The sequence below is a fragment of the Bacillus sp. JJ1503 genome (assembly GCF_036965125.1).
In the GTDB taxonomy this organism is placed as follows: Bacteria; Bacillota; Bacilli; order Bacillales; family Cytobacillaceae; genus Cytobacillus.
Genome location: NZ_JBALOZ010000224.1, coordinates 1 through 17,800, shown reverse-complemented (window position 1 = coordinate 17,800; position 17,800 = coordinate 1). Strand labels below are relative to the sequence as shown.

Annotated in this window: 16 protein-coding genes and 1 pseudogene; 10 read left to right on the top strand and 7 right to left on the bottom strand. The window is 35.7% G+C overall.

Features of this window, described 5'->3' with window-relative positions; genetic code table 11:
* Positions 1-165 precede the first annotated feature (165 nt).
* From galE to V7149_RS26565, 4 genes and pseudogenes are all read left to right on the top strand, one after another.
* Positions 166-1,161 (top strand): UDP-glucose 4-epimerase GalE, encoded by a 996-nt coding sequence (galE, locus tag V7149_RS16940; RefSeq protein ID WP_335346785.1) that lies wholly within the window; start codon positions 166-168, stop codon positions 1,159-1,161.
* Between the two features lie 216 nt (positions 1,162-1,377).
* A complete protein-coding gene (locus V7149_RS16935) occupies positions 1,378-1,572 on the top strand; it encodes a hypothetical protein (protein ID WP_335346784.1) in 195 nt (64 codons plus the stop codon).
* Between the two features lie 264 nt (positions 1,573-1,836).
* Complete coding sequence (locus tag V7149_RS16930; protein WP_335346783.1) at positions 1,837-2,256, top strand: hypothetical protein; 420 nt, start codon at positions 1,837-1,839, stop codon at positions 2,254-2,256.
* A gap of 83 nt (positions 2,257-2,339) precedes the next feature.
* Positions 2,340-3,040 (top strand): annotated as a pseudogene (locus V7149_RS26565) (ATP-binding protein).
* An 822-nt stretch (positions 3,041-3,862) separates the two neighbouring features.
* On the opposite strand, the gene V7149_RS16915 reads toward V7149_RS26565, so the two are convergent.
* The 5 genes from V7149_RS16915 to V7149_RS16895 all read right to left on the bottom strand — a co-directional run bounded on the left by V7149_RS16915 (position 3,863) and on the right by V7149_RS16895 (position 6,608).
* Positions 3,863-4,384, bottom strand: a complete 522-nt coding sequence (locus V7149_RS16915) for a competence protein ComK (protein ID WP_335346786.1) — start codon at positions 4,382-4,384, stop codon at positions 3,863-3,865.
* Between the two features lie 39 nt (positions 4,385-4,423).
* Complete coding sequence (locus V7149_RS16910) at positions 4,424-4,675, bottom strand: helix-turn-helix domain-containing protein (protein WP_335346781.1); 252 nt, start codon at positions 4,673-4,675, stop codon at positions 4,424-4,426.
* A gap of 298 nt (positions 4,676-4,973) precedes the next feature.
* Complete coding sequence (locus V7149_RS16905) at positions 4,974-5,465, bottom strand: sigma-70 family RNA polymerase sigma factor (protein ID WP_335346780.1); 492 nt, start codon at positions 5,463-5,465, stop codon at positions 4,974-4,976.
* Positions 5,466-5,747: 282 nt separating this feature from the next.
* Complete coding sequence (locus V7149_RS16900) at positions 5,748-5,942, bottom strand: hypothetical protein (RefSeq protein WP_335346779.1); 195 nt, start codon at positions 5,940-5,942, stop codon at positions 5,748-5,750.
* 12 nt (positions 5,943-5,954) lie between these two features.
* On the bottom strand, positions 5,955-6,608 hold the full coding sequence (locus tag V7149_RS16895) for a hypothetical protein (RefSeq protein WP_335346778.1): 654 nt from the start codon (positions 6,606-6,608) through the stop codon (positions 5,955-5,957).
* A 405-nt stretch (positions 6,609-7,013) separates the two neighbouring features.
* Here V7149_RS16895 and V7149_RS16890 point away from each other — a divergent pair, with 405 nt between their 5' ends.
* The gene (locus V7149_RS16890; protein ID WP_335346777.1) at positions 7,014-7,232 is read left to right on the top strand and encodes a hypothetical protein; all 219 of its coding nucleotides are present in this window, start codon (positions 7,014-7,016) and stop codon (positions 7,230-7,232) included.
* A gap of 158 nt (positions 7,233-7,390) precedes the next feature.
* Positions 7,391-7,696 (top strand): hypothetical protein, encoded by a 306-nt coding sequence (locus tag V7149_RS16885; protein ID WP_335346776.1) that lies wholly within the window; start codon positions 7,391-7,393, stop codon positions 7,694-7,696.
* A gap of 166 nt (positions 7,697-7,862) precedes the next feature.
* Here V7149_RS16885 and V7149_RS16880 read toward each other — a convergent pair whose 3' ends face one another.
* Positions 7,863-10,415: an Ig-like domain-containing protein gene (locus V7149_RS16880; protein WP_335346775.1), complete on the bottom strand. Its 2,553-nt coding sequence runs from the start codon at positions 10,413-10,415 to the stop codon at positions 7,863-7,865.
* A gap of 407 nt (positions 10,416-10,822) precedes the next feature.
* Here V7149_RS16880 and V7149_RS16875 point away from each other — a divergent pair, with 407 nt between their 5' ends.
* Positions 10,823-11,698: a TcaA NTF2-like domain-containing protein gene (locus V7149_RS16875; protein WP_335346774.1), complete on the top strand. Its 876-nt coding sequence runs from the start codon at positions 10,823-10,825 to the stop codon at positions 11,696-11,698.
* A gap of 128 nt (positions 11,699-11,826) precedes the next feature.
* On the opposite strand, the gene V7149_RS16870 is transcribed toward V7149_RS16875, so the two are convergent.
* Positions 11,827-11,988: an aspartyl-phosphate phosphatase Spo0E family protein gene (locus V7149_RS16870; protein WP_335346773.1), complete on the bottom strand. Its 162-nt coding sequence runs from the start codon at positions 11,986-11,988 to the stop codon at positions 11,827-11,829.
* Positions 11,989-12,491: 503 nt separating this feature from the next.
* On the opposite strand from V7149_RS16870, the gene V7149_RS16865 reads away from it, so the two are divergent.
* Genes V7149_RS16865 through V7149_RS16855 form a run of 3 tightly spaced genes read left to right on the top strand, consistent with a single transcriptional unit; the run spans position 12,492 to position 17,324 of the window.
* Entirely contained in the window at positions 12,492-14,111 is a 1,620-nt protein-coding gene (locus V7149_RS16865; protein WP_335346772.1) for a response regulator, read from the top strand.
* 11 nt (positions 14,112-14,122) lie between these two features.
* Positions 14,123-14,494: a response regulator transcription factor gene (locus V7149_RS16860; RefSeq protein ID WP_335346771.1), complete on the top strand. Its 372-nt coding sequence runs from the start codon at positions 14,123-14,125 to the stop codon at positions 14,492-14,494.
* Positions 14,481-17,324 (top strand): ATP-binding protein, encoded by a 2,844-nt coding sequence (locus V7149_RS16855; RefSeq protein ID WP_335346770.1) that lies wholly within the window; start codon positions 14,481-14,483, stop codon positions 17,322-17,324. Before V7149_RS16860 ends, V7149_RS16855 begins: the two co-directional genes overlap by 14 nt.
* Positions 17,325-17,800: the final 476 nt, after the last annotated feature.

Genomic DNA, 17,800 nt, shown 5'->3' with positions numbered 1-17,800 from the left:
ATTTAATGGTGTTTAATGGCGATAGTCAACGTTACATAGACTCAATTATAAAAGCCTAATTTAAGGCGATTATCTAGTGAATACAATTTTGATTGTAGTTAATGTATTTATTGTTATAAAGTACTCTAAATATAGACCTATTAAAGAAATGAGGTAATTTTCTTAATGAATATACTTGTTACCGGTGGCGCTGGATATATTGGTTCACACACTTGTGTAGCTTTACTTGAGGCAGGACATACAGTTATTGTAGCTGATAACCTTTGTAACAGTAATGCTGAAAGTCTAGAAAAGGTTAAACAAATAACCAATAAAGAAGTTGTTTATTATCAAATAGATGTAATAAATGAATCTGCATTAGATATTATTTTTTCAAACCATCACATAGATGGTATTATTCATTTTGCAGGTCTGAAAGCAGTGGGTGAATCCGTAGAAATGCCCCTTGCTTATTATTATAACAACATTGTCAGTATATTGGTCCTTGCTAAAGTCTGTAAAAAATATAATGTGAAACGTTTTGTCTTTAGTTCATCGGCAACGGTTTACGGTGAAAATAAAGTTCCTTTTATAGAAACCATGAATCTTTTACAGACTACAAATCCTTATGGGGAAACTAAAGCCATGAGTGAGCGAATTCTGAGTGACATAGCTAATTCAAACCCAGGGTTCTCAGTTGCCATCCTTCGTTACTTCAATCCTGTGGGAGCTCATGAGAGTGGTTTAATTGGTGAAGCACCTAATGGTATTCCTAATAACCTAATGCCTTATATTACGCAGGTTGCTAAAGGTGTACTTGATAAGCTTCAAATTTTTGGTAATGACTATCCAACTAAGGATGGTACAGGTGTAAGGGACTATATTCATGTTATGGATTTAGCTGAGGGACATATTGCAGCATTGGATAATCTCGTTGAAGGTGCTCATATTTATAACTTGGGAACAGGTCTAGGTACTAGTGTTCTAGAATTAGTAAAGGCATTCGAGGTGGCTAACGGTATTAAAATTCCTTATGAAATTGTAGGTCGTCGACCTGGTGACATTGCCGTATGCTTCGCGGATGTTACAAAAGCACTGCGGGAATTAAATTGGACAGCTAAACGTGATATTATTTCAATGTGCAAAGATGCTTGGCGGTTTGAGAAGAATAATAAAGTATAGGAAAATAAAGGACAATTAACCGCTTAACCTGATGATATGCTCCCCTTTAGGTTGTGTATTGCAAAATAGAAGTGCAGAGCTTTGCAAGTGAAAAATGCAGAGTCCTGCACTTTATTTATTGAGTACATAAAAAAAGATTTGCCAGCCACCCCAAGTCCCTCTACTGTATAGGTGTCGAATCAATACAGAGTGGAGGATTACGAGAGGATGCTAGCAATGTCTGATACTAATTGTAACAAACACCTAAGAAACAAAAAAGGACTATCTATAACAAAAATCAAGGAAACTTTAGGGATTAATTGGAGGACAGCTAAGAAATATGCAGATGAAGATCAACTGCCCGAATCTAAGATAAAACAGTCCAATGGAATGATGTATACAGAAAAATGGGGAGAAATTATTTCAGATTGACTTTTTGAAGATAGTAAGTTAAAAAAGAAGTTACGCCGAACTAAGAAGCATATGTTTAATGAACTACAGGCTCTTGGTTTTAAAGGCTCTTAAGTAGGTTATATTAGGTATAACTTCTTTACAACATCTCCCGTCATGAATCGCTTTGAAGAATTGACGGAAACACTTCGTGTTCAGCTGCAAAAGGACAGGCTAAGACTTCATTATTAAAAAGAAGTAATTATAGAGGATCTTTGGAATAAAGAGAAGAGCTTTTTACTAGAGTTGCCAAAGGAAGATTATCCAGTCTTTAAAGAAGTGGATACAAAGGTGAATAAGTTTAATGAAGCGAAGATAGATAGCACATTAATACATATTCCCAAAGTGTCTAATTATCCTTTTGTTTATTTCGTACTGTATTGGGATAAATTTAAGGCTGTTTCCCACGATGGGGAAATTCTATTAGAAGATTTTAGGTCCTATATGAACAAAAAAAGAACTATTCCATGGGCTTCAATCTTCAAGGATTGGATTCGAAAACCAAGGGTAGTACCTTACCCAAGATATCAAAAATACCTGCCGGGAAGAGTTAATGATTACTTGATAGTTGAAGATTTAGTGGTTCGAAAAGAGAGATTACTAGAACTAGTGAATTTACTAGTAACACATGATATGAAAAGAATAACGAAGAATTCTACGATTTAATTTCTGGTAAGAATGAAAATTCCTTCGGGCTAGATTGGTCTGAATATGACTCCTTGGCTCCTTTAGAAAGGGGTGAGTACATCATGAGTGAATCTATCCGTTCTATGTGCAAGTCAATACGGTTAGCTTATGTATCTGAAATATACGAGACCATCCCTTTTGACTCTCCAGAGCAATATTTAGAAGCCTTATTTAAGAAAGAGTTTCGTTTGCGTGAGAAAGCAAAGGTGCAGCGTCTTATTAAAAATGCAAAATTCCTAGACTCTAAGAATCTAAGCAACTATGAATGAAACGAAAGAATTCATTTTCCAACACACATATTGATAAAGAAGGTCTAGTAAGCCTGGACTTTATCAAGTAAAACAGAATGTAGTATTAATTGGGTCACCAGGGACTGGAAAGTTGCATTTAGCAACAGGATTAGGAAGAAAAGCGCGTGAAATGGGGTATGAGGTGAGATTCTTTCGTGTATCTCTCCTCATCAAGCAATTAGAACAGGCTCTAAAACAGGATAAGTTACCATCCTTTAGAAAAAGGTTTGAAAAAGTAGACTTAATTATTCTTGATGAGATGGGTTATCTACCTTTAAGTAAAGAAGGGTCGGAATTATTGTTTCAGCTAATTGCCGATTGGTATGAACAAAAAAGCTTAATCATTACTTCGAAACTTCATTGACTCCAGGCTAACAGCTGCATTAGTAGATCGTTTGATTCATCACGCACATGTTTTAACGTTCAATGGTGGAAGTTACAGGCTTTCAAACGCTTTATCTAAGGCTAGGTAGTTATTTAGATTTGGGTGGCAAAACTCTGCAAAAAGTCTTGCACAGTTATGCACTATTTTCTTGCAAAATACAGGCAGAGGTTAATTTCACTATTTCTCATAACAATATTCGTACAAAGAAGCTCCAGAAGTAAATGAAACGTGTACTTGTCTTTAAATGCATGACTGTTAATTGTGCCTTCTATTATGAAGGAGAATGTTTTCCCCTTTAAGGTACCTAGTCCTGTATCTCTAGATAGTTCTACTCCAATCAGTTTAAATGCGTTCGAGAGAACACGCGTGGTCCCTATATAATCTATGCAGTTGCCATATCAATTAAAATTTCCCCAAATCTTTCCGGTAAAACTTCCCAACACCTCTTTGTAAGATGAGGTACCTCGACACACTTGAATAAATTATTAGGAGAAGGTAAACGAAACTTTTCAATGGCCTATCCCCATTTAACCAAACGTTTGATTAAACAGTCTCAATCGCTTGTCCTACATGGTTTTGATGGAATTTAATCAAACGTTTGATTGATATGTATGTTCGTATTGGTCTGTAATATTATCAGTTAATGGTAAAGGTAAAAAAATTGGTCCAGAAAAGGCTAGTAAGAAAGTTAGTGTATTGTAATAATCTTTGCAGAGCCATTTTGCTTTGTGGTGGAAAATAATGCCATTCTAAGATTTAGTATTTCTGAGGGGAACAAACTTTTTTACTCTCAATTATTAAAAGAAAAAGTTCAATCAAATGTTAGTTCATTAGTGCCTCGAAATAATTATCATAAAAAAGGTGACTATCAGTATTCGTAATCTGCTAAAGAATCTATCCTTTCGTTCCGCTAAGGCAAGTGGTTGCCCTTCTTCTTTCGTTGCTTCATACGATGATCATGACCATTTATAATAAAGAATATAGAATCTCTCGTCATTTCCTCTAAATGTTCTGCTCTTTTGATTTTGCAGTTGAAGGAGGATAGTTTCCCTGGGATGGTTATGGTTTGGCCGTTACTGAACGTGATGGTTGTTTGGTTGTTGAGGCTGTTTGTTCTCTTGATGTGAACGGGGTTAAACCAGGTGCACTCTTCATGTAGACCTGATTTGGTCGGGAACAGGACAATTCTGTGGATGGGGTTGACCAGAACGGGGCAATGATGGACATTGCCCAACAGTCGCTTGGCTGTTATCATAGCACCTTTTAGATCATAGCCGATGCAGCGAATGCTTTCATCAAGAATTTCTAGTGGGGATTGATCGACCATAAATGTTTTCCTGGTTTCAGTGACAAGTGTGCACATTTTTCCATTGCTATCATAAAAACCTGTCATTCGCATAAACTGTTTCGTTATTCTGTAGCGTGGTCTCATAAACAAGTGAATCTGCTCCTTTAGCAGGCAACATGCCTATTAATTTTCATATCTTCCTTTAAGTAAATCATCTTCAATTTCTTTTAGCAGTTCAGAAGGGGTCATTTGCAATCCTTTTGCTAGTGAACTGATCGTGCTTAGGAGCGGCACTTGCTTATTGTTTTCTAGTAAACTGATTGTTTTTCGATCTAGCTCGTTACACTGGTGGGCAAATTCCTCCTGACGTAAAAGATTTGACTTTCTTAACCTTTTCAAGGTGTGACCTATGTACTTCAAATTTAAAGTTTCCACTGATAGTCTCCTTTCTAATCCTATTAGATTATAAAGAGACACTTTCCACCATGCAGAGTAGTGCCCATATGTTTCCCTAAGGCAAAAATATAGTAAAATCAGTCTAGAAATAATAAATCTATCGATTGCGAAACGTTGATATATAAGGGTTATGTGGAATAAGAGATTTAGAATTCATACAAATCAACAAATGTTACATTATTGTGAATAATCATATTTTGGGAAAAGATGCTGGCGCCACGATATTGAATTTGACTCGTAGATGTTTGTAATATGTGGAGCCAGGCACCTTGGAATCTTATAATACAGTATTCACTTTTCTAAGCTTTTCCTTGGCTCCTGTTCGCCAATTTTTCACGGCAGATAAAGATACTTGTTCGATTGCAGCAATTTCGCACACGGTTAGTTCTTCCAAAAATGTATAAAGAACCCATTTTGTCTGGTTTTTAGTTAAGTTTCCGGCCTGGCAATAGGAAAGAAGAATATCCTCTTCCATGGAGCAGTAGTTGAATTCATCCTCGATATATTCCCAAAACTCCTCATTCACAGATGCCACTCTTTCCACTTGGCGATTTGTTCTCGTCATTTCTGTAAGCAGTCTGCCTTTAATATAAGCGTAAGCAAAGCCCGTGAAGTTCCCTTTCTCTGGATCAAAACGTTCATAAGCCTCCCATAAACCAATCAGGCCAATCTGAAAAAATTCATCTTTGTTCGTGAAAATGTTTAAGGACGAAATAATTTTGTGAATCATCAAAGTATATTGACTTGAAACCTGTTCAAAGCTTTCCATTAGAATTCCCTTCAGAAAGCGCGCTTTACAGTGTATTCCCGGGTTACCTACACCATATCGGAATCACTTTCATCCAGCGAACAGCCCAAAATCCAATTTGGAACGTAAAACAGGGGTCAAAACTTAAAAAACAGCATCAAAAAGGAACTTTGAACGCAAAATAAGGATTTTGGTCCCGATTTATGCCAAATTGTGTCGAGTGGACGGGTCCCTTGTCCCAGTTGCTTAAAGGAAAAGTCGATAATGGAATAGTGGAACAGGATCATACGTCAGAAAAACTGATTATGTCGTAGTAGAGCCCAATATGATGTCTCTAAAAAGCTCGCTTATCCAGGAAGGACCGATAGAGTTATCTGTATGTATGGTTACAGGGAAGTCCACTTCGTAAAGCTCTTCGAAATAGAGCTCCTGAAATTTTTTATCTAGAATTCCATAGTAATAGGCAAGGGGCTTGATGACCTTGGCAGCTGTTTTCATTTTTCTTATGAGCTACTTCATAGATTGAATGGCTATGGATAGGACTCCCTCCCTGTCGTTTACCCGGTTATGGCGATAAGCTGCAATGCTAGTCATTTTCCAGAATTCCTCAATGCTTTTGGCTTCAGGAAAAAAGTACTTAACCACTTGAACAAAGTCATTAGGCACACGGTCACTTGTATAGGTGTGATCGAGACACGTATCGTCCACGTTACGTTTTTTATTATTTTTATTATTAGTTTTAGAAAGATTGCTAGTTTTAATAGGGGAGTCCAATTTATCCTTCTTAGGTGGTTCACTGTTGGGAAAACGATTGAACACATACAGGTTGCTGGACTGTGAACCGTTCTTTCTCTCCGTTTCATGGACGGTCATGATGCCAAGCTCCGTGGCTTTCGCAATCATTCTTTTGAAGGTAGAGCGGGAAATTCCGTTGCCGTTGAACTCCTCATGGATCGCCTTTAACACCGTCCCGATTTTCGCATTACACACACCCGGCACTTTCGCAGCAAAACGAATAAGCCGCTTCAATCCGACAAGCTCCCCCTTCGAAAGCTTGTCCTTATGAACCGACATCCACATTTCAATATGCGTATTAAATTCTTCTAAACCCTTAAACTGTGAAAAAGACTCAAACTGTTTGATATTGCCTGATTTCAAATTCATATACATGCACCACCCTTTACTTGTTACATATGGATTTAGGGTAGGAAAGGACAGGGTAGGGTGAAAATAGTTTAATCAAACAATCGATTGTTTGTAAGGGCACGAATTGATTTTTAAGAAACGAACGTGACTGGAAGGTTGATTGGAGTTATAGGAAACGAAAATACAAAGAGAAATTGGGATCTAGGGCTTATGGACTGAATTTGAAATGAAAGAGCATTTCTAGTAAAAGCTTATGAATCAGCAAAAAACCCTAAAATTAGCAGCTCGCTTATTAGGGGTTCATTGATTCTGAAATACAGATTCATTCACAGTAATCGTCATTAGTTTCTGATAGCTGCTCACCAAAAGGGTTGTATTTACGGGTAGGATCAGTCCAATAATTAAATAGTTAGCATGGTTGTAGTGGATGGGGATTTTGACTATTTTATCGAGCAGTGGGGAGAACCAGATAATGAGGTAGAGGCAGAAGGAGGAGTGGGGTACCAATTTGATGAGTTTAAGGATGTAGTCTTTTATATAGATGAGCTAAGATTAATATCAGGAATTGATTTGTTTAACAGGGATTTCCAGGTGATATCCACAAGTGTTGGACAAACACCTGAAGATGTAAGGCTATCTTAGGTGAGCCAATCTCAGAGGGAGAAGATGAACTAAACGGAGGATGGCTGCTGGAATTTGCAATAAATGAATATGCAGATGGCTTGTATTGGTCTGCCGCAGAAGATAAACCAATTGAATCAATACTCCTTAAATCAGTGCCAATTGAAGCAGGTTATGAGATGGAAGAAACTAAAGTTTTGGTTCCATTAAACATTAGTGCTAGATTTATAGGTTTCACTTCCCTAGGTTCGTTGGAAAAGCTGGTAATAGAGGTGATTAACACGAGCAGCACACCTGTATCAAATGTAGTCGTTAAGCTGCAATTAGATGGATTCGATGCAGCAGAAGGAAATGCACTAGGATTTGAAGAAGCAAAGTGCGATTACTTAAGTCCTGGGGAAACGAAAAGAATTGAAGTGCTTCCTATGGTTGTTCGTACCACGACAAATGTAACCATTACAGATGTCTTAGGTATTCAGGAATAAAACGTAAAAACTCATGGCTGCTAGGACGCCCATTATTTATATATTCTGTCAGCCTTTATCAACTTAACTTTTAAGCAAACAGGGTTAAATAAGTGTAATAAGTCCTGTGGCCTTAGACAGCCACAGGACTTTGATTTTTTATCAAAAATTAGAAACATCCAATCAATTATGGAATCATTGCACCACTATCTTTAGTTGCGTTCCCAGCTTGGTCGCTAATCTTTGAATTTGAATCTGTTTCAATCACAATAGTTGCGCCCGTAAATGAAGTCCCATTTCGAGGGGTGAGAATTAACTCGTTTCCATTTATAACCCCGACTGAGTAACTATTCACATTTAAATGTGTTCCATCAACTACTAATTTTTTCAGGTTGATTAGTTGGTTGCTTGGAATCACGATATTTTCAGAGAATGTCAAAATGAGCTTATTGCTATTGACCGTTGCTGATTGCAAGAAAGGTAGAGTATTATCAAAAATTGTAACATTGCTTCGATGAAGGCTGATTTCATTATCGGATAAATCCTTTACTCCTCTCACTTCAATCGTATAACTATCGGTCGCTTGAATTTCCCCTTCAGGCAAAGTAATGGTTACTAGTTTTTGGTCGTTGCTCACATCAAAGGTTGTTCCAGCCGGTAAGATCGATCCGTTAATTAAATAGTTTGCTGAATTCTCTGCAGAATCTTTTGTAACCGGCTCACTAAATACAGCCTTAAATTGCCCGTTATTTGCCCCTTGAACGATCGTCACTTCTGGTTTAACAATATCCGCCTTTTTCGTCACAGATACCCTGAATGGCTCATTGTCATTTTGGGCGGTTGATGTATCCTTTACCACTCCTGCATCGGCATTAATGATATAATATCCATCTCTTAAATTCTTCGCGTCTATGATCATTTTATTTCCAACATTTTGTTTAACGACAGGCTTGAATGGAAGATTGTCTGGATCATACATAGTCATTTTGTTAATAACTGGCGTTCCAGTTTTTAATGTTTTGCTAAAAGTAACATGAATTTCATTTTTGGCAACATCATAGTTAATGCTTACAAATTGCGGTGGAGTCAGATCTCTTGTCAGTGTCACGGTACGATCTGTTGTATTCCCCATATTATTGGCTGTGTCCTTAAACGATTTTATTTGAACATTTAAGAACGCTGACGCTTCATTGGCAGTGTAAATCGTTGCAGGAAGTTCAACTTCGTACTTTGTTTTTAGACCGCCGGAAACATCCTTGACAGATGTAGGTCTTATCGTTGTACTCCCTTTCGTAATGACAAGATTCGCAGCAGCTAAATCTGTTAATGGTTCACTAAATTCAATCGCAAAAGTTCTCTCATCCTTAGCTTGGATGCTTCGAACCTCTGGTGCCATGGTATCCGCCATTGCATTATAAAAGAATCTTCCGCTATAGGTATCCATTGTATTCGAATTCGGGGAAACGAGGTCCCTTGCTCCGGAAAAAACGATGGAATAGAAATTCCCTTTTTGTAAACCTAGCCGCTTCATTTCTGAACTTGGCACGCTGACTGTATCTGTGTCCTGATAAATAGAAGAATAGGAAACCGTTTTTCCTTCTATCGAAATGGCAATAGGCGAACTTGCCGAGATTAATTCCGAAAATTTGATCTCAATGCCTCCATTTGGATCGGCTGTTACAAAATTAATAGTAGGTTTTCCGCTATCAAAAAATACCAAGGAAGTAACTGTATCCGTAGAACCCAACGCGGTGTTATTTTCTGTTTGAATGTTCTTTTTGATCGTTACGGTATAGCTTGAATTAGTATTAAGGGGTTCGTTCAATTCAATGATGGCCGTTTTCTTATCATCAAATAGCTTTACCTGTTTAATAGTCTTGCCATTGACGGAGTAATTGGCTTTATTTTCAGCACTATTAGTACTATTTCCGGATAGCATTTTACTATTAAATTCTACTTTGATTCGTTTTGGTTCGGAAGCTGTCACTTTAATAATCGTTGGGACTGTTGTTTGTGCAATCGAGTTGAAGCGATTGTTTAGCGTGTTTTTTATACTTGAATTTTCTACATAGTTTAAGTATTTTTTAGCCTCATTCATATATCTTTCAGCAGTTTGGCTATCCTTTTCGATCAATGCTTTTGAAGCTTTGTCGATTGCCATTTTTACTGTGACGGCATACATAGCATTATCGCGAATTTTCTCTGCTGAATATTTGTATTGCGAACGAATTAATTCTCTCGTTGTCTGTCCATATACGCGGTCCAAAAGTAGGGCTTGTTTGCGGATTTCCTTTGTTAGTTCATGATAGGCTTTTTCCGTGTCGTCATTGATTAAATTTCGATCTAAATGAGCGGCTAAAGCTTGCTGTTTCTCCTTAATCTTTTCTCCAGCCGTAAGGGCGTCAATATACGACATTGTCCGGTTGATATGGAGATTTACGTTTTTTTCTAGATCAGCCATATATGTATTCTTTTGAGAGGCAGGCAGTGTTTTAACGGCATTTACAGCTTTATCATAAGCTTCCTTAGTTGCATTGTAAGCTGCCATGGGGCGCGTTTTTCCATCTGCACTTCCTTCAATCGAGATCGCCCATTTTAAAATGGTTCCTAATTCCTTTGCTTCCTTCACGAGCTTGTCAGCATTGCTGGCGGTAGCGGCCTCAATAGGTGAAGAAGCGACAAATGCAGAGCCTGCTATCACTGAAGCGCTAACTACTTTAAGTGCTTTCTGTTTCCTCATTAGCTATTCTCCTTAATTCAAAAAAGTGGGATTTTTGGTAATCTATATTGGTATAGTACCATTTTAAGGGATAACTAGTGGTAGAAAAATATAAAAAAGGAGTAAATTGTGGTTTTGCGCTGTCGGTTTCATAGATGCATTGACCAATGAATACTTAAATAGAGGTGGTATAAGCTTAGAATAAGGCTTTTATAAAGTCCTCGCAAAAGTATGGGACTCGTAACAAATATAGGTCATGCAATTATTGAAGTTTTAGATCACATACATCACTTATGTATCTACTAAGAAGGTTTTCTCTACTTTTTTATACACATACGCCTTTATAAAAAATAAAGTATACAAATCTTGTTGTAACTTATATAATCATTNNTAAATGCATATTTGTGAATTACTTGGGGGTTTTAACTGTGAAAAAACTATTTTATTATCTTACTTTTGCCTTATTAATGACATTGTTAGTAGCCTGTTCTGGTTCTGGCGAAGCGGAAGAATCCGTACAAATAAGTGTTGGACGTACTGGAGGATTGTTAACTGGCATTGGAAAAGTGAAAGTATATATTGACGATAAAGTGGTAATGAAAGTAAAAAATAATAAAACAGAAACTGTAGAACTTTCACTATTACCTGGCACTCATAAAATACAGACAAAGGGTCAAGGAGATAAAAGTGATGTAGTGGAATTTGAAGTCGTGGCAGGAGCAGATAATATTTTTCATTTCAACACAGAAATAAGCAATATATATGGAGTTAAGTTAAAGTTACTTAATCATGTAGAAACAGCTAATCTAACAGAGCAAGTTGAGGAACAAGCTGAAGAAACGGAATATGTGGAAGATGAGTTTATTCAGAATTCTGAACCAATACAAGGATTTGAACAACCATTACAGGCTGAAAATGATGTTGATAATGTTTCTATTAGTGAAGAAGATCTACAAGAAATTCATAATACTGTTGCCGATTATGGATATTTTTTGATTAATGCAATAAATAATGGGGATTTTTCTATTGTACAACCCTATTTATTACCAGATAGTAACTTATATTGGTCACAGGTAGATTTAGTCGTTAACTTGTATAGTAAAGATATAATAGAGCATTTATATACGTTTGATATTGTATCTGTTCAGAAAGTAAGTGAAAATATATATGAAGTTGAATCATTTGAAGAAATTGGTATAGAGAGTGGTGGAACAGAAGAAATCAAAGAGTATCAATGGATTTATACTGTAGAACAAGCAAATGGGCAGTTCCTATTAAGTGATATAAGAAAAGCGAAAAATTAATAAATAAACACAACTAGGCTATATACTTTTTGATTAGAGTATATAGTTTTTTAGTTTTTGGATAAATATAACTAAATATTTAACAAAATTATTTCTAAAATAAATACGGTATTTAGCTTTAAACATAATTAACATTGATTTTTGAGCTTTTGATACCTCGTAATGAGTTTGTCTAACCGCTGAATGTAATAAAGGGTATCATTGCTATTTAACCCAGTCTCCTCCGCAGCCAAAATCATAATCTTTCTCATTTGAATGTCGTACTCTAACTCATCTGCCTCTGTATCCATTATCCGATCTCTCTTGATAATCTAACTCCTTTATTTTGTCTAATCTGTATTCATTTAACACATAAGAAATATTATGAGTAATATGAATACAAAAATTTGAAGTAAAAGGGCAAAACCTCAATAAAAATTTGAGTTTCCCTTGTGCTTAACCTATTAAAGTTCGAAAAAAATAGCCTATACTGAGAACCATTTATCGCATGGGGATAGTGGTGGTGGAGCAATGCTAAATTCAAACACTTTGTGAGGACAATCGCTAATCAGAGTATTTTTGGACGACATAATAATGAAGAAATAGCCCCTTTTTACCTATCTAGTTACTTATAGCTAAAGAAACTTTTTAATAGATAAAATATTTGGTTACTTTAACTTTACAATAACCCCTATGAAAATAGTAAAAAAGTGATATAATTCTGTAAAGAAATGGAGTATTTTGTCGTATTGTATAAAATATTGTCTAATTTTGTCGTTTGATTAAATAATAACGACAATGAGGAGGATGAATAGTGGACCTTAAAAAATATAGAAATCATTTATTCCAAACTATGAAAAATAAATTAGAAGCATGGTTATATTCAGATGAAGCTGAAAAAATTCAAGGTGAAGAAATTTATCGATTTCTGCACTCTATTAAAGGAACATCAGGGACTCTACAACTTGATGATCTTATGATTCTTGCGAAAAATCTTTTAGATCAATTGAAAGAGGATGATCAGAAGGATTGGGATCAACTTGAATTAAAAACCTTTTTATTTCCTTTAATTCAATTTACCTATGAATATGAGCATTTCAATGAATTAGTTGTTCATGATACACCTAACGGCAATGACAAAGCACCTCTCATTCAAATCATAGACGATGATGTTTCTTTGTTAATGTTCCTTAAAGATGCGCTAGAAGAAAATGAATGGATGGTTATAACCCATACCAATCCAGAGATAGCTGTGAAAAAGTATTTCGAAATGAAGCCTGATTGCCTAATTCTCGATATTGAATTGCCAAACAAAGATGGTTTTCAAGTATTGAAGGAAATCCAAGAACATAGTGAAAAATATTTTATTCCTACCATTATGATTAGCGTCAATAATAGTAGGCAGGTAAGAATTGAGGCTTACCAAAAAGGAGCAGATGACTTTTTCAAAAAGCCTCTTGATATGGATGAATTTATCGTAAAAGTAAACAGACATTTGCAGAGAAAGAAAAACTTTGATCAATCGGTTTTAATTGATGAACTAACCCAAATCTATAATAGAAAATACCTTGCCGAAAGCCTGCCTAGATATTTTCAAGATTTTAAACGAACCAAGCAAGCTTTTTCAGTTTGTTTAGCTGATATTGATTTTTTTAAGAAAATTAATGATACATATGGTCATTTAATGGGGGACCGAATCCTTAAAGACTTCGCCCAATATTTAAAACAAAATACTCGCAGTTTGGATATGGTTTATCGATATGGGGGTGAAGAATTTATTATTGTTTTCCCGAAAACCTCTAAAGGGGAAGCAAAAAATCGTTTAAATGAATTCATTATAGACTTCTCCAAAATCGAATACACTTATGACGAAAAAAGCTTTTCAGTCACATTTTCTGCGGGGATCTGTGAAGTTAATGATGAATCCATCTCTGTGGAAGAGGCATTAAAAAGAGCTGACAATTCACTATATGAAGCAAAACGACTTGGGAGAGCAAGGGTAGAATGTTTACAATCACTGCCGGATCAATTCAAAAAGCCTATTATAAATATCTCGGTTATTGATGATGATGTCATCATTCGAACTTTACTAGCCCAATTACTAGAATCCCTAAATATTAAACATATTGATTTAAATATTAAGACGTTTGAGGATGGGCCTTCCTTTTTTCTATCCGAACACGCAAAAGAAAATGTCAATCATTTCATCATTCTAGATGGTGTTATGCCCATTATGGACGGTCTAGAGGTCCTTCAAAAAATTAAACAGGGGGACAGGGACCATAAATATAAAATTTTAATGTTAACAGGAAGAAATAGTAAAAAGGAAATAGAACAGGCTTTAAAGCTAGGTGTGGATGATTATGTTACAAAGCCGTTTTACACCCAAGAGCTCCGAGCGAGAATACAAAGGTTATTAAATCAGATGAAATGAGGGGATACACCTTGAAACGAATATTATTAGCTGAGGATGAAGAGGCTCTTCGTATGCTTGTAGTTGATACACTTGAGGACGAAGGTTACACCGTTGATGAAGCTGCTGATGGCGGAGAGGCTATAGATTTTTATCAAAATAATCAATATGACCTTGTCATTTTAGACTATATGATGCCTGTCCTAACTGGATTAGAGGTTATTTCAAATATTCGAAATGCCGAAACAAACAGTCATACAAAAATACTAATGCTTTCTGCAAAAAGCCAGGCGTATGAACAAGAACGGGTTTTACAAGCAGGTGCTGATTATTTCATGGCAAAGCCATTTAGCCCGTTAAAACTTTTGGAATTGATTGAGGAAATTTTGTATGAAAATAATTAATTTTATAAATCACTCCATATCGAATAAGGTTTTATCCTTGTTTGTCCTAAGCTTTTTATTTATGATTGCTGGAACGAGTGCATTGTTTTATTTTCAGCATCAAGCGCAAAATGAATATGTCATAAATCGCGCAGACCTTGATGGAAAGCTCCAGCGTATAATCAATATTTATAAGCCATTTCATTCTTGGGTATTACTAACACAGGATTCGATAAGTATTAGGGTACCGATCAATAAGGAAGAGGCAGATCAACAGGAACAGGAGCTTAGAAATGAACTTTATGAATTCGGTAAGTTGGCAAAGACAAACGATGAAACTTTCATTTATCAAAGAATAGACAGTTTTATCACCTATTATTTCACAACCGTTGTGCCTGCTATTATTCAGGACTACGAAACTACTGGGGACCAAAGTGTGGATATTTCGGATAGTGTGGTCAGTTTACAAGTAAAAGACTTTCTTAATCAAATGAATTTGTTTGTCACAAACCTGCAAGAGCAACTTGCAACCAATGCAAATAAGTTTGAAGAAAAGGAGTCCATGCAGCAATACAATCTCAGTGTTTACTTAATATTATTTTTGCTTGTGTTATTGTTTGCAATCTATAAGATTCTTAAAAATATTGGGAAGCCCCTTACTGAGTTTACTTATTATACAAATGAAATTGCTGCTGGGCGAGAGACCTTTATTAAAGTCGATCCAACAAGAAAAGATGAACTTGGCATGTTATCTGTTGCTTTTGAAAAAATGGTGCAAAGTATTCAAGACAAAGAGCAAGATTTAGTAGCTCATAACGAGGAACTAATTGCGCAACAAGATGAGCTTCAGGCACAGCAGCAAGAACTTCAATCTACACTTGAAGTCTTAATAGATAATCAAAACAAGCTGAAACGAATAAATGAATTAATCAATGGCATTTCCTCTTCTTTAGATAAGAGGGAAGTACTACAAAGTATTATTGAAAATATGTGTAAAGTTACTGGGTCAGATAAAGGAGTCATTACGTTTCTTTATGAGGAAGCATCTGCTGCATACGGTGTTTCCCATTCGGGTCTAAAGCAATTTAAAAGAAACTTGAATAGCGGATTATTACTACGCTTAACCACTGAAAAACAGGGGTATACTGTTCGCCGGGAACAGCATGAGGTGGAAAAAGGGTATCATGAAGCGCTCCAATACATTTATGATCTTTATTTACCAGTTATCTCTTCTGATGATGTAAAAGCTGTTTTAGTATTAACGCGCTATGGACAATTTTTTTCAAATGATGAAATAGCAGAGTATGAAACGCTCTCAAAACAAATTGCGATTTATCTTGAAAAAATCAATTTGTTTGAACAATCGGAGGAAGATCGTCGTTTAAATCAAGATATTTTAAATAATGTCCAGGAAGGAATACAGTTAATTGATAAGGATAGAAAAATTATTCAAGCGAATCAACAATTGGGAGATATCTTTCAAAACGCTAATTCCTTTAAGGATTTATTAGGACTTTCTTGGAATCAGTGGTCCCTTTTGATGGCGGAGGAAATTCAAGAAAATGATTTTATTGATTCACTAGAGAACCTTATAAATTCATCCCTCCAGAACCATGAAGAGGAACATTCGTTTATATACAGAAAGAAAAATAGCCATCAGGTTATACGAGTCTACTGTAAAACCTTTAAAAAAGATAGCGATGAAGATGATGGTACACTTCTTGTCCATCGTGATATTACAAAAGAATATGAGATTGCTAAAATGAAATCTGAATTAGTAAGTACAGTCAGTCATGAATTAAGAACACCGTTAGCCAGCGTTCTCGGTTTCTCAGAGCTGTTATTGAATAAAGAATTAAAGCCAGAACGTAAAACTAAATATCTGCAAACTATTTATAATGAAGCGAAAAGATTAACTGCCTTAATTAATGATTTCCTCGATATTCAAAGGATGGAATCAGGAAAACAGACGTATGAGAAGAAATTTATTGATATCACCTCAATCCTAAATCATGTGATTGAGCTTCAAGAAGGCTATTCAGCCATACACCAACTGAACCTTTCAGTTGAATTAAAGGAAACAATTATTCTAGGTGACCGAATGAAAATTGAACAGGTGTTTACCAATCTTTTAAGTAATGCTATTAAATATTCTCCAAATGGCGGAGATATTTTTATACGGGTATACAACAGTGACGACATGCTTTCAGTTGATATTCAAGATGATGGCCTTGGTATTCCGGAGGATGCCATCCCAAAAGTATTCCAACAATTTTACAGGGTGGATAACACTGATCGAAGAAGGATTGGGGGTACAGGTCTTGGACTTGCCATTGTTCAAGAAATTGTCAAAGCACACGATGGTGTGATCACCGTAAGTTCTGAATTTGGAAAAGGAAGCACATTCACCACTCAGTTCCCACATGTCATGATGAAAGCAAATCATCAGAATGAGGAAGACCATAAGTCTAAGCTCGATTATACAATTATGATTGTTGAAGACGATTTAAGCTTAGCTGAACTTTTAAATCATGAACTGCATGACAAGGGCTTCCATGTGAGTTGTGTTAATAACGGAAAAGACGCATTAAAACAAATGAATGCAGCTCCCCCAGATGCCATTGTTCTGGATATTATGCTCGAAGATGAATTTGATGGTTGGACCATTATGAAAGAAATGAAGAAAAGTGAAAAACTAAAGGATATACCCATATTTGTTTCAACCGCTATCGATGATAAAGAGCAAGGCTTATCCCTTGGGGCACAGGATTACTTAGTAAAGCCATATAAACCTAGTCAATTATCTAAACTCATCATAGAAACGCTAATAAACAATGAAAAGAATGGATAACAACTGCTGCTTCAATATTCTTTAGAGTAAATGATGTGGAAAATCTTGTCTCTTTTATATCAAACCTTTTTATAAATGGATGATCCCATTGATGCAGAAAAATCGTGTTTTGATCAATCTTTTTTCAAAACACGATTTTTCTATAAATCAATTTTCCATCAAACTACCACTTACTTTGTCAACGATTTCAGCACTTTTTTAAACAAATATTTAAAATCCTCTTAAGCATTTTTTAGTCAAAGAAACATCATTTAACTTTTTCCCACTTGACCTAGAGGTAAGAATGACTATTCCTTCAGCCTTAAAAAGAATGTCGAATTTGTAAGAACTTTGTAAAACTTTGTATGATTTTGTTGACTATTCCATATATGTTAATTACTATTTAAGTAGTGCAAATGTAATAGGTCTTTTTACATATGACTGAAGTTTCATAAAGACAAACAATTGAAAGATGGAGATGCTAAGCCGTGGGGGAT